The 15,062-nt window shown below is 60.8% G+C and carries 14 protein-coding genes; 10 read left to right on the top strand and 4 right to left on the bottom strand.

Annotation, left to right across the window (positions count from 1 at the left end):
• Positions 1-448 (bottom strand): substrate-binding domain-containing protein (locus Q4Q11_RS06635; RefSeq protein WP_498568987.1); only part of this gene is annotated, 448 nt, incomplete at its 3' end.
• 385 nt (positions 449-833) lie between these two features.
• Here Q4Q11_RS06635 and Q4Q11_RS06630 point away from each other — a divergent pair.
• From Q4Q11_RS06630 to Q4Q11_RS06610, 5 genes are read left to right on the top strand one after another with little or no spacing between them, the layout of a single operon-like run.
• Positions 834-1,841: a sugar ABC transporter substrate-binding protein gene (locus Q4Q11_RS06630; RefSeq protein ID WP_498568986.1), complete on the top strand. Its 1,008-nt coding sequence runs from the start codon at positions 834-836 to the stop codon at positions 1,839-1,841.
• A gap of 57 nt (positions 1,842-1,898) precedes the next feature.
• On the top strand, positions 1,899-3,446 hold the full coding sequence (locus tag Q4Q11_RS06625; RefSeq protein WP_498568985.1) for a sugar ABC transporter ATP-binding protein: 1,548 nt from the start codon (positions 1,899-1,901) through the stop codon (positions 3,444-3,446).
• On the top strand, positions 3,436-4,455 hold the full coding sequence (locus tag Q4Q11_RS06620) for an ABC transporter permease (RefSeq protein ID WP_498568984.1): 1,020 nt from the start codon (positions 3,436-3,438) through the stop codon (positions 4,453-4,455). The genes Q4Q11_RS06625 and Q4Q11_RS06620 overlap by 11 nt, the downstream gene beginning before the upstream one ends.
• Before the next feature lie 4 nt (positions 4,456-4,459).
• Positions 4,460-5,437 (top strand): ABC transporter permease, encoded by a 978-nt coding sequence (locus Q4Q11_RS06615; protein WP_498568983.1) that lies wholly within the window; start codon positions 4,460-4,462, stop codon positions 5,435-5,437.
• 36 nt (positions 5,438-5,473) lie between these two features.
• On the top strand, positions 5,474-6,871 hold the full coding sequence (locus Q4Q11_RS06610) for an LLM class flavin-dependent oxidoreductase (protein ID WP_498568982.1): 1,398 nt from the start codon (positions 5,474-5,476) through the stop codon (positions 6,869-6,871).
• Between the two features lie 98 nt (positions 6,872-6,969).
• On the opposite strand, the gene Q4Q11_RS06605 is transcribed toward Q4Q11_RS06610, so the two are convergent.
• Positions 6,970-8,007 carry a dipeptidase gene (locus Q4Q11_RS06605; protein WP_498568981.1) on the bottom strand — a complete coding sequence of 346 codons (1,038 nt, stop codon included), beginning with the start codon at positions 8,005-8,007 and terminating at the stop codon, positions 6,970-6,972.
• A gap of 520 nt (positions 8,008-8,527) precedes the next feature.
• Between Q4Q11_RS06605 and Q4Q11_RS06600 the strand changes: the two genes are divergently transcribed.
• Complete coding sequence (locus Q4Q11_RS06600) at positions 8,528-9,706, top strand: helix-turn-helix domain-containing protein (RefSeq protein ID WP_498568990.1); 1,179 nt, start codon at positions 8,528-8,530, stop codon at positions 9,704-9,706.
• 276 nt (positions 9,707-9,982) lie between these two features.
• Positions 9,983-10,204, top strand: a complete 222-nt coding sequence (locus Q4Q11_RS06595) for a hypothetical protein (protein WP_113214613.1) — start codon at positions 9,983-9,985, stop codon at positions 10,202-10,204.
• Between the two features lie 381 nt (positions 10,205-10,585).
• On the opposite strand, the gene Q4Q11_RS06590 is transcribed toward Q4Q11_RS06595, so the two are convergent.
• Positions 10,586-10,957, bottom strand: coding sequence for a hypothetical protein (locus Q4Q11_RS06590; RefSeq protein WP_112512701.1), 372 nt, complete (start codon positions 10,955-10,957; stop codon positions 10,586-10,588).
• Between the two features lie 81 nt (positions 10,958-11,038).
• On the bottom strand, positions 11,039-12,061 hold the full coding sequence (locus tag Q4Q11_RS06585) for a LacI family DNA-binding transcriptional regulator (protein WP_112512769.1): 1,023 nt from the start codon (positions 12,059-12,061) through the stop codon (positions 11,039-11,041).
• A gap of 165 nt (positions 12,062-12,226) precedes the next feature.
• Here Q4Q11_RS06585 and ltnD point away from each other — a divergent pair, with 165 nt between their 5' ends.
• Genes ltnD through otnC form a run of 3 tightly spaced genes read left to right on the top strand, consistent with a single transcriptional unit; the run spans position 12,227 to position 15,060 of the window.
• The gene (gene ltnD, locus Q4Q11_RS06580; protein WP_498568980.1) at positions 12,227-13,135 is read left to right on the top strand and encodes an L-threonate dehydrogenase; all 909 of its coding nucleotides are present in this window, start codon (positions 12,227-12,229) and stop codon (positions 13,133-13,135) included.
• A 3-nt stretch (positions 13,136-13,138) separates the two neighbouring features.
• Positions 13,139-14,413, top strand: coding sequence for a 3-oxo-tetronate kinase (gene otnK / locus Q4Q11_RS06575; RefSeq protein WP_498568979.1), 1,275 nt, complete (start codon positions 13,139-13,141; stop codon positions 14,411-14,413).
• Positions 14,410-15,060: a 3-oxo-tetronate 4-phosphate decarboxylase gene (gene otnC, locus Q4Q11_RS06570; protein ID WP_498568978.1), complete on the top strand. Its 651-nt coding sequence runs from the start codon at positions 14,410-14,412 to the stop codon at positions 15,058-15,060. The genes otnK and otnC overlap by 4 nt, the downstream gene beginning before the upstream one ends.
• The last annotated feature ends 2 nt before the right edge of the window (positions 15,061-15,062 follow it).

The following is a 15,062-nucleotide window of genomic DNA, read 5'->3' as shown; positions in this document are numbered from 1 at the left end:
GCTTCAAGGCGAGATCGGCAAGCTCGTGATCGCTCTGCTCGACCTGCGGGATCTTCGGATTGTTGAGATTGACGTCGAAAGCAACGACCTTGACGCCCTTGTCCAGCGCCTGCTGGACCACGTCACCGAGCGATTCCGGCAGGCCGTGATCGATGACGATGGCGGAGACGCCGAGATTGATCGCCTGGAGGATCTGTTCGCGCTGCGCGGCGGCATCCTGACGGCCGGGGAAAACGCGCAGATCGATGGAGAGCGCCTTGGCCTGCGCTGCCGCGCCGGCCTGATAGGCCTGGAAGAAATCGCCGGCGGAGATGTAGCTGACCAGGGCAACCTTAACGCCACCTTTGTCAAAGGGAGGAGGCGCTCCCTTCACACCGCCAGCGAGCGCCGCCTGGGTCAGAAGAAGTGGGGCAACCGCCGACAAGGCAAGCCGTGTGATCAATTTCATCATCGCGATCCTTAACGATCAATCGGAAGCGCCGTCTGACGGGCGATAAGCCTGCGGCGCATATGATTATTAGATATAAACTCTATGTTTTTAGTAGATTTAATCATTCGATTTTGGCCGCCTTCTGAGATTCTTTGTTCGCCTGCGGAATGGTTGGCGGCAAGGACTTGCCCGGGGACGGCGCACGCTCGGCGCCATAGCTATAGGCCGGGCCTCCATCGGCGATAGCCTGCATGACGGCAAAACCCAATGTGCCAATTGAGAGGCGGCATCATGGAAATTTCCACTTGCGCTCCCGTTTTGGAAAAACGTTTCTCCGCAAATCTTTAAATCTATCTATTTTGTAATCTATTCGCATTTATGAATTGGTGGAGAGAATGCTTTCATGACCAAGGGACAGACGACCGGCCTCGGACGCCGGGATATTCTTAAACTGACGGCAGTCGCCGGAACCGCGCTCGCGGCATCGAGCATCCTGTCGAAAACCGCGGCAGCTGCCGACGATGCATTGTCGCTGAAAGGCAAGCGGATCGCCATCAGCGCGACCGGAACCGACCACTATTTCGATCTGCAGGCCTACAATGCCCAGATCGACGAAGTGAAGCGTCTGGGCGGCACGCCAATCGCTGTCGATGCCGGCCGCAATGACGGCAAGCTGGTGTCGCAACTGCAGACGCTGATCGCGCAGAAACCGGACGCTATCGTCCAGATCCTCGGCACGCTGAGCGTCATCGATCCCTGGCTGAAAAAGGCCCGCGATGCCGGTATTCCCGTCTTGACGGTCGATGTCGGCTCGACCAACTCGCTCAACAACACCACCTCGGACAATTGGGGCATCGGCAAGGACCTGGCGCTGCAGCTCGTCTCCGACATCGGCGGCGAAGGCAATGTCATCGTCTTCAACGGCTTTTATGGCGTGACGCCCTGCGCAATCCGCTACGACCAGCTCGTCAATGTCGTCAAATATTTCCCGAAGGTGAAGATCATTCAGCCGGAGCTTCGGGATGTCATTCCCAACACGGTTCAGGACGCATTCGCCCAGATCACCGCGATCCTCAACAAATATCCTGAGAAGGGCTCGATCAAGGCGGTCTGGTCCGCCTGGGATATTCCGCAGCTCGGCGCCACGCAGGCTCTGGCTGCCGCCGGCCGCACCGAGATCCGCACCTACGGCGTCGATGGCAGCCCGGAAGTGCTGCAGCTCGTTGCCGATCCCAATTCGCCGGCAGGTGCGGATGCCGCCCAGCAGCCCGCGGAAATCGGCCGTACCGCCATCCGCAATGTCGCCAAGCTGCTTGCGGGGCAGACGCTGCCGCGTGAAACCTACGTCCCTGCCCTGCTGGCGAACAAACACAACGTCGCCGATGTGATCAAGACACTCGGTATCGATTGATCGGCAAACAGGCGATGCGGGCCGCGCCGCGTCGCCCCCAATGCGAAGGGCTTTTTCATGACCGTAACCGAGCAGGCGACCAAAGCGGGCAGCGTGCCTATCCTGCGTTTCGACGGCGTCGTTAAACGCTTCGGCGGCGCCCAGGCGCTCGCCGGAGCGTCGCTTGCCGTCAAGCGCGGCACCGTCCACGGACTTGTCGGACAGAATGGCGCCGGCAAATCCACGCTGATTAAGCTTCTGGCCGGTCTGCACACCCCGGATGAGGGCCGCATCGAAATCGAGGGGCGAGTCTATGACCGTTTGACGCCGCATTTATGCGAAGAGCTCGGCATTCACTTCATTCACCAGGATCGGCTGCTTGTTCCGACATTTACGGTTGGAGAGTCTCTTTTTCTTGGCCGCGAAATTTGCCTCGGCAAGACACCCTTGCTTGATCGCGGCTCCATGCAACGGCGAGCCGCGGAACTCCTTGCCAATTATTTCGGCGTGGATCTGCCGAAGAACGCGCTGATCAGCGAGCTTTCGACGGCGGAGCGGCAGATCGTGCAAATCACCCGCGCATTGCTGCACAAGCCGAAGATCCTCGTCTTCGACGAACCGACGGCGGCGCTGGTGCGGCAGGAGGCGGAAATATTGTTCCGCCTGATCCGCCGTCTGCGCAGCGAAGGCGTGACCATCGTCTACATCTCGCATTATCTCGCCGAAATCGAAGCCTTGTGCGACGATGTTACCGTTCTGCGCAATGGTGTCGACGTTGCTTCTCTGAGGGCAAGCGAAATCTCGGCAGGCAAGATTGCCAGCCTGATGGTCGAACGCGATATCGCCGACATGTTCCCCAAACGGCAGATCGAACTCGGCAGGGAAATCCTCAAGGTCAAGAACCTCTCGGCAACAGGCAGCTTCCATGACGTCAGCTTCTCACTGCATCGCGGCGAGATCCTCGGCATTACGGGATTGCTCGGCTCCGGGGCAAAGGACCTCGTTCGTACCCTGTTCGGACTGCAGACGGCAACGAGCGGAGCGATCGATGTCGATGCCCACGGCCTGAGGCCACGCAACCCCGTCGAAGCCGTCGACCGTCAGATTGCATTGGTGCCAGAGGACCGGCGTGGCCACGGCGTAGGTCTGGAGCTCAGCGTGCGTGAAAACATCACGCTGTCGAGCCTTGGCCGCTATACGCGCTTCGGCTTTCTCAACAGAAAACGAGAAGGCGCTGACACCGACGAGCTGATCAAGCGGCTGCAGATCAAGACGGCTGGCCGCGAGGCGCTGGTGCGAACTCTCTCGGGCGGCAACCAACAGAAGGTGGCGATCGCCAAATGGCTGAGCCGCAGGTCGGAAATCTATCTGCTGGATGAACCGACCGTCGGCGTCGACATCGGCTCGAAAGTCGAAATCTACTCACTGATCGGTGAACTTGCCGCCCGCGGTGCCGGCGTAATCGTGCTGTCTTCGGATCTTCAGGAGCTTGTGGGCATTACCGACAGGGTCCTCGTGCTGTTCCGAGGCCGTGTGACGCGCGAACTGATCTCCTCCGAGACCACAACGGACGAAGTGCTGTCGGCATCGACCGGCACCCTGGAAGGATTGCGCCATGTCGGCTGATGTTCAGTTTGCTTCCCTGCCTGACGATAGGAAAGCGCCTGCGCTGCCAACCAGTGGCAAGCTTGCGGCCACGGCCTTGCGGTTCAGTTCGCTCCTTGCCTTTTTAGCCATACTTGTCATTTTCGCATCGACCGCCCCCTATTTCCTGACGGTCGGCAATATCGGCAATGTGCTCGGACAATCGGCTATCTCAGGCGTTCTCGCCATCGGCCTGACGATCGTTCTGATCGCCGGCGGCTCCAATCTCGTCACCGGGGGCATCGACCTTTCGCTTTCGGCCAATATGGGGCTGAGCGCTGCCGTCTATGCAACCCTTATCCAGCTCGGCTTCGGCGATACGGTCGCCGCAGCGGGCGCACTGGCCACCGGCCTTGCAATCGGCGTCGTCAATGCGCTGGCGATCGTCCTTGCAGGCATCGTACCGCTGCTGGCGACCCTTGCGGTGATGAATGTCGTCTCCGGGCTGGAACTGGTCTTAACGCAGAATACGGTCCTTCCCGCCTCGACCGACGTGCTCTCGCTCCTTTCATCCTCGGACGGCTTTGGGATTCCCATCCTCGCCTACGTGCTGATCGGCTTTACCGTCATCGTTATGGCCATCGTGCAATTTACTCCGCTCGGCTTGAGGCTCTATGCTATCGGGGAGTTTCCGGAGGCCGCACGGGCGGCCGGATTGCGGGTGAAGAGCCTCATCGCCGGCGCTTTCGTCGCCAGCGGGTTCTGCGGCGGAGTTGCCGGCATCCTCTCGGTCGCCTATCTCAGCGGCAGCACCACCGGTTCGGGCGAGATGCTGCTTCCCGTCGTCGTCACCGCATTGCTCGGCTCGGTCTTTTCGCGCCGGCTCGTGCCCACTATCGGCGGCACGCTGATCTCCACGCTGTTCGTCGGCTTCCTCATCAATGGTTTTCAGCTGCTCAACCTGCCCAGCACACTAGTCAGCGGCGTTCAGGGCCTCCTGATCCTCGTCGTGGTCTCGGCCACCACCCTGCTTCGCAAACGGGAGATCTGACCCCATGACCACGGCCATCGCCCCGACACGGTCCTTTACCGGCCTCGCACGCTATGGGCTGATCTTCGCCCTTGTCGTCGTTTTCTCGCTGTTTGCGACCTTGGCGCCGACATTCCTGAGTGCCGGCAACCTGCAGAGCATTCTCGTCAACAATTTCACGCTGCTGGCGATCGTGTCGATCGCCATGACCTTCGCCGTTGCCGCCGGCGGTATCGACCTTTCCGTCGGGACGGCTGTCGATTTCGCAAGCTTTGCCTTCGTCTCCGGCATCTTGGCAGGCCTGCCCGTGCCGCTGGCGGCGCTGGCGGGCCTTGCTGCCGGTGCGCTGGTCGGCGCATTCAATGCGGTACTGATTTCGGGGATCGGCGTGTCGCCGTTCCTCGCCACACTTGGGACGCTGTTCATCGGCCGCAGCCTTCAGCAACTGCTGACGGATGGCGGCAATCCGGTTTATTTGCGGCCGTCAGGCATCCCTGCCGCGTTCCGCCTTATCGGTCATGGAACGCTCGGCAACATTCCCATACCGCTTTTGATCGCAGCCGTGATCATCGCAGGCGCAGCGCTGTTATTTGCACGCACGCGCTTCGGCCGCGTCGTCCTTGCCATCGGCATCCAGCCGCGCACGGTGCGCTATTCGGGGATCGCACTGGCAAAACATGTGGCCGCCACCTTCATTCTTGCAAGCACCATCGCCGCTTTCGCCGGGCTGATCCTGACGGCGACGGTGACTGTCTACATCCCCTCCTCCGGCAACGGCTTCATGCTGAACGCCATCGGCGCCACTTTCATCGGCACGACTTTCTCGCCGTTAGGGCGGCCAAACGTCGCCGGCACAGTACTTGGCGTCCTGCTTTTGAGCATCGTCGCCAATGGCCTGCTGTTGACAGGCTTGAACTTCTATTGGCAGCAGGTCGGCACCGGTCTGCTGATCTTTGCCGTGCTCGCCTTCAGCTTCGTCAACAAGAAAGCCGCCGGCGCCTGAGCGCCGGCCGAACGATACAACCGCAGGAACAGCAAGATGACACGCCAAATCAGGCTCAACGCCTTCGACATGAATTGCGTCGGACACCAGTCACCGGGCCTGTGGCGCCATCCGCGCGACAAATCCTGGACCTACAAGGATCTCGACTATTGGGTTCATCTGGCAAAGACACTGGAGCGCGGCAAGTTCGACGGGCTCTTCATCGCCGATGTGCTCGGGGTCTATGACGTGCTGAACGGCAATGTCGATGCTGCATTGCGCCATTCGGCGCAGGTGCCGGTCAACGACCCGCTGCAGCTCATCCCGACCATGGCCTATGAGACGGAGCATCTCGGCTTCGGGCTGACCGCCTCGCTCTCCTTCGAGCATCCCTATACCTTCGCGCGGCGCATCTCGACGCTCGATCATCTGACGAAGGGACGCGTCGGCTGGAACATCGTGACCTCCTATTTGAACAGCGGCGCTCTCAACATCGGCCAGTCGGCCCAGACGCAGCATGACGATCGCTATGCACTGGCAGAGGAATATCTCGAAGTCTGCTACAAGCTGTGGGAAGGCAGCTGGGAGGACGACGCCGTCATTCGCGACCGCGAGAGCGGCACCTTTACGAGACCGGAAAAGGTGCATCCGATCCGCCATTCCGGCAAGCATTTCAGTGTTCCCGGCATTCATCTCTGCGAGCCGTCGCCGCAGCGTACGCCCGTGCTCTATCAGGCAGGCGCCTCCAGTCGCGGCAAGGATTTCGCCGGCGCACATGCCGAGTGCATCTTCGTGGCAGCGCCCTCAAAAGCGGTCTTGAAACGCTATGTCGCCAATGTTCGCGAGGCAGCGGAGCGCGTCGGCCGCAATCCCCGCGAAATTCTGTCCTTCAATCTCCAGACCGTCATCCTCGGCGAAACCGATGCCGAGGCGCAGCGCAAGTTCAACGAATATCGCCAATATGTTTCCCTCGAAGGCGCGCAGGCGCTGATCTCGGGCTGGACCGGTATCGATTTCGGCCAGTTCTCTCCCGACGAAGTGCTTCGCCACCGCCATACAAACGCGGTGCAATCCGCCGTCGAGACCTTCACGACAATCGATCCCGGCAAGGAATGGACGGTGCGCGAGATGGCGGATTGGGTCGGCATCGGGGGCTTCGGTCCGGTCTTTGTCGGCTCGCCCCAGACCGTTGCGGACCTCATGCAGGAATGGATCGAGGATACGGATGTCGATGGATTCAATCTCGCCTATGCGGTCACGCCTGAGAGCTTCGAAGATGCCGTCGATCTTCTGGTGCCGGAATTGCAGAAGCGCGGCGCCTACAAGACCGAGTACCGCGCGGGCACTTTGCGCGAGAAGCTCGGCGGCAGCGGCCCACGGCTCGCCGCACCGCATCCGGCGAGCGGATATCGCAATCTCGGGGAAGCTGTCACGCCGTCGAGACGCGTGGGATAAGCCTCAGACAATGAATGGGATCGGGCCGCGCATCTGCAATGGCTTCGCGATGACGGAGCTGGCCGTTTACCCACCTACGGCAAAAACGAAGCCTCGCGTCAGCCGCCCCAGGTCTGTCCGAGGACACGAATCCAGTTTTGATGGGCTATTTTTGCGAGCGCCTGGTCGTCGAACCCATGCGCGCGCAGGGCATCGATCAGCTTCGGCAGGCCACTGGCATCGCCAAGCGACTGCGGAATGGTCGTGCCGTCGAAATCGGAACCAAGGGCCACATGCTCGACACCGATCCGCTCGGCAATATAGGCGACATGACGGACGAGGAGATCGAGCGGCGTATCCGTATTCCTCACGCCATCGTCCCGCAGGAACAGCACGCCAAAATTGATGCCGACCAGACCGCCGGTATCGCGGATCGCGTCAAGCTGCTTGTCGGTCAGGTTGCGGCTATGCGGGGAAAGCGCGTGCGCGTTCGAATGCGAGGCGACCAGCGGCGCATTCGACAGTTTCGCGATATCCCAAAATCCCTGCTCGTTCATATGCGAGAGATCGATCATGATCTTGAGCTCGTTGCAGGCGCGGATCAGGTCCTTGCCGGCCTCGGTCAGGCCCGGGCCGATATCCGGCGCCGAGGGGAAGCGGAAAGGCACACCGTAGGCAAAGACGTTCGGGCGGCTCCACACCGGCCCGAGCGTGCGCAGACCCGCTTCGTGAAGGACATAAAGCGCATCCAGATCGGCCGCGACTGCCTCGGCACCCTCGACATGGAATACGGCCGCGAACTGGCCCGCGGCGATCGATCGTTTGATGTCGGTCGCCGAACGGCAAACCTTCACCGCGCCCTCGGACTGGGCTTCGATTGCAAAAAGAAGCCGGGCCATGGCCAGCGTTTCGTTCAGCGCATCGGGCTGGGCAGGCGTTGCAAAATCGGCGTTTTCTGCCTTCGGCTGATCCGGTGACGGGATGAATATGGCACAGAGCCCGCCGGCCAGGCCGCCACGACGCGCGCGGGGCAAATCGATATGCCCGGCAGCTTCGCCATTCAAGAACGCGCTGACGGGATTCGAGCCGCCGCGGCGCAGCCGGAGCAGCACGTCGTTGTGGCCATCAAAGACCGGGATTATCGAGGATTCAGTCATATCTCATTCCAAAACTGCAGTTGATATCCGCATAGACGAGCTTGGCGGGATGGGCAAATGCAAACCACGTATGGGGTCTGCGAAGAGCGGAATTAGTCCTCGCAGGACGTGCTCATAAAGAACCTCGCGAAAATATGATAGCGGCTGAGCCGCGCCAAGCCTTGTCTGCTTTGTCCGAGAGCCGCAACCAAATGGAAAGGAATTTCGCATGATGGCAAGCCTCCGGCTCAGGTTCACTGCCATATTTTCAAGCAATTGCCGCGGGAATATGAGGTTGACGACCCGCAAGACTTGCCTTTTCGAAAATGCGCAGCAAATGAAAGTCTTGGTGTCATGAAAGAGTTCGGGATACGGCAGAATTGCAATGGGTCGCCGTCAGGGAAAGACAGCCCGGAACAGGCTTGGAATGCTATTTAATCACCGCGGGGAAGATTGGTGACTGCTTGAGTCGCGGATAAACAGTTGACGGCAATGATCTTGTTTTATCCCGGCGACATTCGAGGAGGCCGGATTGTCTGATTTGCGACGCGAAGAACACGCCGAATCTGCGTCGGTCGAGGCGAACGACCAGCCATGGCGCAAGGAACGGAAGCCCTCTTGGGCGGAGCGGCGACGTTTTCCGCGGCCCGAAAGAGCTGCGGCCGACGAACCGCTGCCGCCACCGGCTCTGCAGCCGCTGCAATTTTCCACGCGCGACCTTGAACCGGCGGCGCAATTTGCCGCATGGCAATCCTATGTCGCCCCTTTGGCCGACGTCCGGCTGCCGGACAATATCCCGCAGGAAGCCGGATTTCCGGCCGACCATGTCGCCTGGAATCTCGGTGGCATGCTGATCGTTCGCCAGGACGCTCCACCGCATAGCTACATGCGCTCGCAAGCGAAAGTAAAAGGCAATCATATCGATCACTGGCACATTTCGGTGCTGCGCAGCGGCCGCACGTGGACTGAGGTCGATGGACATGTCCTGGACGGGGAGCCGGGCAAGGTGGAACTGCGATCTCTGGGGTATCCTTTCCGAGGACGCTCGACCGAGGCGAAGTCTCTCTCGCTCTTTCTTCCGCGCGCATTGCTGCTCGATGTCCCCGCTGCGGCCGAGATCGAAAACAATAGCGCCCTTTCCGGGGTCTTCACCCGGATGCTGATCGAGTATCTCGATAACGTGGAGGCCAATCTCCCGCGCCTTGCAGCCACGGATCTGCCGTATGTCGTTCAAACGGTGCGCAACATGATCGTGGCTTCGGTTTCGACATCGGCGGCACAGTCGACCGGCGTGGACCAGCACAGCGCCCTTGCTTTGACCGAACGCGTGCGGCGCTTCGTCGAAGGCAATCTCATTTCAGGCGATCTGACGGTAGAGCGGATATGCCGCGAGCTCGGCGTATCCCGTACCCGCCTCTACCAGATCTTCGAACAGTATGGCGGCGTGCATCATTATATTCAGCGGCGCCGCCTCCTGTCTGCTCATGCCGCGCTCAGTGATCCCGCCAACCGGGAGCAGATCGTCGATATCGCCTATGCTGTCGGATTTTCGTCGGCGGCACATTTCAGCCGCGCATTCAGCAAGGAATTTGGCTACAGTCCTCGCGAGGCAAGGAACCTCACCATTCCACGCTACCTCGGACAGATCGTGTCGCCGGCCTCGTCCGACAACGCCCATTCCTTCGATGAATGGCTGAAGACGCTCGGCTATTATAATTAGAGACGGCGAAATTTGCTCCGGCGCGGCCAAGCGCTGGCGCCACTGCTTACGGCAGGACCACGATGCCTGCCCTGCCGCCAATCCGCGCACAAGACGCAAGACCGCACTTCAGCAAGTGCGAAAATGGACGCTGCTGCAAGTTTCCGGATGCACGGCTAACGACATATGGCGTGTAACTCATTAAAAATGAAGGGGAATAGTGATTTTTGCACCAGAGCCCTGGTGTTTAGCAAATGTACCCTGCGTCCACCGGGGCAAGTCTTAGGGAACACAGCAATGGTATCTACACGCCAGACAATAGAGATCAGCAGGCCTCACCATCCCGCCGATGATGCGTTCCGGGCAGTCCAGCGCGAAGAAGTCCTCGAAGTTGCCTTTCGCAATTTCGTGCAGATGGCACTGACGGCTGGCTGGAACGAACCGGAAGTTGCTTTGACCTTGGCCGATATCGCCGATGACTATGTCATGGCGCTCGCTGGAAGAGTTGCCGAAAAATAGTGTTGCGTGTCCGTCCGTGCTCCGCAGGGGTGAGCACGGACGGTTAGCAGCAACTCTTCAGCATGCCGCCGACGGAAACGCTCGATAGAAAGCGAACCGCCGGCGGCACGGTTTTGGCCATGGGATGTTTCATTCATGCCGCACCCCATCCGCACGGCATAGCCCCTGCGAAAACGAAACGCGTCGTCGCCTGAATACAAGGGCGGGGCTGCGGCAAAGCCAGCAGCGGCGCCGTCGCGTCTTCTCAGCCAGGCACACCGATGCGCATTGCGCAAGCGGCACGGAAGCCGTTTCGCATTCGGCTTCCGTGCCGCGATCTTTCATAAATCGCGATAGCAAACCGCGGCACAATCTCGCGCGGCATGCTTGATGCCCATTGCCTCAATCGATAACCGGGCAACCGCGCCGGTTGGCAAAAACCATGCGGTCGGGGCCGCCATCGTTCCAGCCACGAACGACGATGCGACGCCCGTTGCTGTCAATCGAATCGATACGGCGGAAGCCCTCCGCACGAGCTGCCCGCATGAGTTCGCGCCGATCGCAACCCCGGTCGCGACCCCAATCCCGCTCACGGTCGCGTTCCCAGCCTCGCTGCGGCCCTCTCCAGTCCCGACCCTGGTCGCGCTGCCAAGGTGGCGGTGCGTAGCCGTCGTCGCCACCATAATATTGCGCCGAAGCAGCCGAGGCCATCAACTGCAGCGCGGTCAGCCCGACAACGGCGACATGCGACACTCGTAGCAAACGTTCGAACATTTCCTTACCCCCATTTCCTGCCTTTTGGATGGGCACAGATATGTCGAGCCGTCTGAACGCTGCCTGAACACCGCCGAAGAATTAAGAAACGGGGCCAGCAGCTTCACAACCATCGATTCCCACGATTGTCGGCTTGAAGACTATCGTTTTTTGCGTCGCATCCCGGTCTGGCACGACCGCTTGGCGCACCAATCGCGCCGCAGCCTCGCCGATAGCGCGCCTAGGCGAACGGGACGTCGCGATCGGTGCCGGCAAGGAGGCGACCAGATCCAAACCGTTGAAGCCGGCAATCAGGATCTTCTGGGGAACTGCAATGCCCAGCTCCATGCAGGCGAACAATCCGCCGCTCGCCATATCGTCGTTGGAGTAGTAGATGCAATCGAGATCCGGCACGGTCGCAAGCATCGCAGCCGTCAGCTGTTTCCCAAGCGCAATCGACGAGAAGGCATCATCGATCCGCTGCTCGGCAAAGCGCAGACCATGCGTGCGAAGCACGCGTTCAAAGCCTGCCTTGCGCTTGCCAGCGCGCAGGTCCCTTGCCAAAGCACTGCCGACATAGCCGAACCGCCTTCGCCCGGCCGCGATCAGCGCTTCGGCCATATCCTCTCCCGCCGCGCCATGCGACAGGCCGACGTTGAAATCAATCGGCGTGCCATCGAGATCCATGAGCTGGATGACCGGAATATCGGCATGGCGGAGCAGCTCCACCGTCTCCTCCGGCTGATCGAGCCCGGTGACGATCATCGCGCAAGGCTGCCAGGAAAGCATGTCGCGGATGATCTCGCGCTCCTTGGCCACGTCATAGTCGGATATGCCGAACACGGCCTGCATGCCCGAACCGTCCAGCCCGGCGGAAATGCCGGCAAGCACCTCCGGAAAAACGATGTTCGACATGCTGGGGACGACGACCGCGACCAAGTTGGTGCGCTGCGAGGACAACGAAAGCGCAAGCCTGTTGCCGACGTAATTCATCCGCGTTGCCGCTTCGATCACCCTGTCGCGCGTCTCACTGGAGACGTCGGCGACGCCACGCAGGGCGCGCGAAGCCGTCATCTTGCTGACGCCCGCTTTGATCGCGACTTCTTCCAGAGTGGGTTTGCGCATCCCGAAGCAACCCTCGATGAACCATGGCGGCTGGCACATTGCCGCTCTTCTTCATAGAATGTTTCCTGGAAAAGGCAAACGGCCACCTATTGACAACCGGCGGCAAATTGAGGCTTGTTATCGGTACCGGTATCGGTAACATAATTGAGGCCACAGGGTAACGCCATGCAGCAGACGAAGAAGGCGGCCGTTATCGGCCTGGGGTCCATGGGTTGGGGCGCTGCCCTATCCCTTCTCAAGGCAGGCTTTGCCGTCAGGGGCTGCGATGTCCGCAGCGAGGTTCTCACCCGCTTTGCCGAAAACGGCGGCACGCCCTGCACGACGCCGGCGGCCGCGGCAAAAGAGGCGGACGTGATCCTCATCTATGTCGTCAACAGCAAGCAGGTCGAAGACGTGCTTTTCGGGCAGGACGGCGCTTTGGAAACCGCGCGGGCCCCGAGCGTATTTCTGCTCTGCACCACCATGGCTCCGAGTGCCACGACGGCCATCGCCGAAAGGCTCGAAGCATCGGGCATGCTCGTCATCGACGCTCCCGTCTCCGGCGGTCATGTCCGCGCGCTTTCGGGTGAGATCACCGTCATGGCGTCCGGCTCTCCAGAAGCGTTTGAACGAGCCTCCACGGTGCTCGACGCCATCTCCGCCAAGGTTTTCCGGCTCGGCGAGAGTGCCGGCGCCGGTTCACAGGTCAAGATGATCAATCAATTGCTGGCCGGCGTGCACATTGCCGCGACAGCCGAAGCCATGACGCTTGCCGCCAAGGCCGGTATCGATCTGAAGACGCTCTATGACGTAATCTGCGTGTCCGCCGGCTCGTCCTGGATGTTCGAAAACCGCGGCGAACACATCGTATCGGGCGACTATACGCCACGCTCGGCGGTCAATATCTTCGTCAAGGACCTCGGCATCGTCACATCGGAGGCCGGCAAAGCCGGGGCCGTGACGCCGCTCGCCGCGGCGGCTCTTAACCTCTTCGTCGAGGCATCGGAAGCGGGTCTCGGCCTTGAAGACGATGCCGCGGTTGCGAAGATCCTGGCCGCCAAGAGCGGCGCCAGCCTGCCCGGCGCGAAGGACTAGGCCATGACGCTTCTGCTTGGCTGCATCGCGGATGATTTTACCGGGGCGACCGATCTTGCCGCGCTGCTGGCACGCAGCGGATTGCCTGTCGCCTTGCGGATCGGCATTCCGCAGGAAAAGCGCGATCCGAACGAGACAGCCGCTTTCGAGGTCATAGCCCTCAAATGCCGGACGTCGCCGGTCGATATCGCCGTGGAACAAGCCCGGCAAGCGTTCGACTGGCTGAAGGCCGCCGGAGCGAGCCGTTTCTTCTGGAAATATTGCTCGACATTCGACAGCACAGCCGAAGGCAATATCGGCCCGGTCGCGGACATGCTGATAACGGAGATGAACACAGCCCAGACGATCTACTGCCCGGCCTTTCCGGAAAATGGCCGCAGCGTCTTCATGGGCCATCTCTTCGTCGGCGAGCAGCTCTTGTCGGAAAGCCCGATGAAGGACCATCCGCTGACACCGATGCGCGATTCGGGCCTTATGCGGCTTCTGACGCCGCAAGTGGCCGGTGCAGTCGGCCTTGCCAACCGCAATATCGTCTCGAAAGGCCCGACGGCACTCAGAGCAAAATTGGCGCAACTGAGCAGCGACGGCATCCGGCATGTGATTATCGATGCCGTTTGCGACGATGATCTCCGTACGATCGCCGCGGCATCCTTCGACATGCCGCTGCTGACGGGCGGCAGTGCGATTGCCGGCCAGCTTCCGCAATTCTACATCCAGCAGGGTCTTGCCAGCCTTTCCGAACATCGGCAGGCGCTGCCAAAGGTCACTGGCGGTTCGATCGTGCTCTCCGGCAGCTGCTCCGCCATGACGCGCCGGCAGGTCGCCAACTATGCCGGTAAGGTCGCCAGCCTGCGGCTCGATCCGATCGCGCTTGCACAGGACGGCGCCGGGGCTGCGCTGGAATGGCTGCGGCAACAGTCTCCAGATGCGCCGAAGCTCATATATGCCACCGCCGAGCCCGATGACGTGCGACAAGCTCAGGAAAAGTTAGGCCGCGAGAAGGCCGGCCAGGTGGTCGAAGCGGCCCTTTCCGAGATCGCCCGCGAGGCCTTCCGTCACGGCACGCGTCGCTTCGTTGTCGCCGGCGGAGAGACATCCGGAGCGATCACGCAGGCGCTCGGCGTTACCCATCTGGCCATCGGGCGGGAAATAGCGCCAGGCGTCCCCTGGACCTTCGCGACCATCGGTGGGGAGACGATTGCGCTTGCCTTGAAATCGGGCAACTTCGGTAGCGAAACCTTCTTCTCCGAAGCCTTTGATCGATTGGAGACGGCATGAGCGAAGAAGCAGACCTGCGCGAACACATATGCATAATGGCGAAATCGCTCTACGATCGCGGCCTGACCGCCGGCTCCTCCGGCAATATTTCCGCACGCCTCGGCGACGGGCGGCTGTTGGTGACACCGACCGGCAGCTCCTTCGGGCGCCTCGACCCCACTCGCCTCTCTCTCTTCGATGACAAAGGACGCTTGATCGGCGGCGACAAGCCGACCAAGGAAATGCCGCTGCATGCCGCTTTCTATGAGACGCGACCGAAAAAGACCGGCGCCGTCGTCCATCTCCACTCCAGCCATTCGGTTGCGCTCTCGATCCTGCCCGGCATCGATGCCGACAACATGCTGCCGCCCTTGACGGCCTATTCGATCATGAAGCTCGGCAAGGTGAAGCTGCTGCCTTATTTCATGCCGGGCGATCCGGCCATGGGCGATGCCATTCGCGGCCTTGCCGGCAAGCGCAGTGCCGTGATGCTGGCGGCACACGGCCCCGTCGTTTCAGCCAAGGATCTCGAGGCGGCGGTCTATGCGATAGAGGAATTGGAAGAAACGGCAAAGCTTGCCATCTTGACCCGTGGGACCAACCCTTCGCTGCTGACGGATGCGCAGATCGCCGATCTCGTTCGCACATATGACGTGGAGTGGGACTGAAG

The organism is Rhizobium sp. UFLA01-1127 (genome assembly GCF_059803845.1).
The sequence above is the reverse complement of the archived record's forward strand: the minus strand, read 5'-3'. Positions and strand labels throughout refer to the sequence as shown.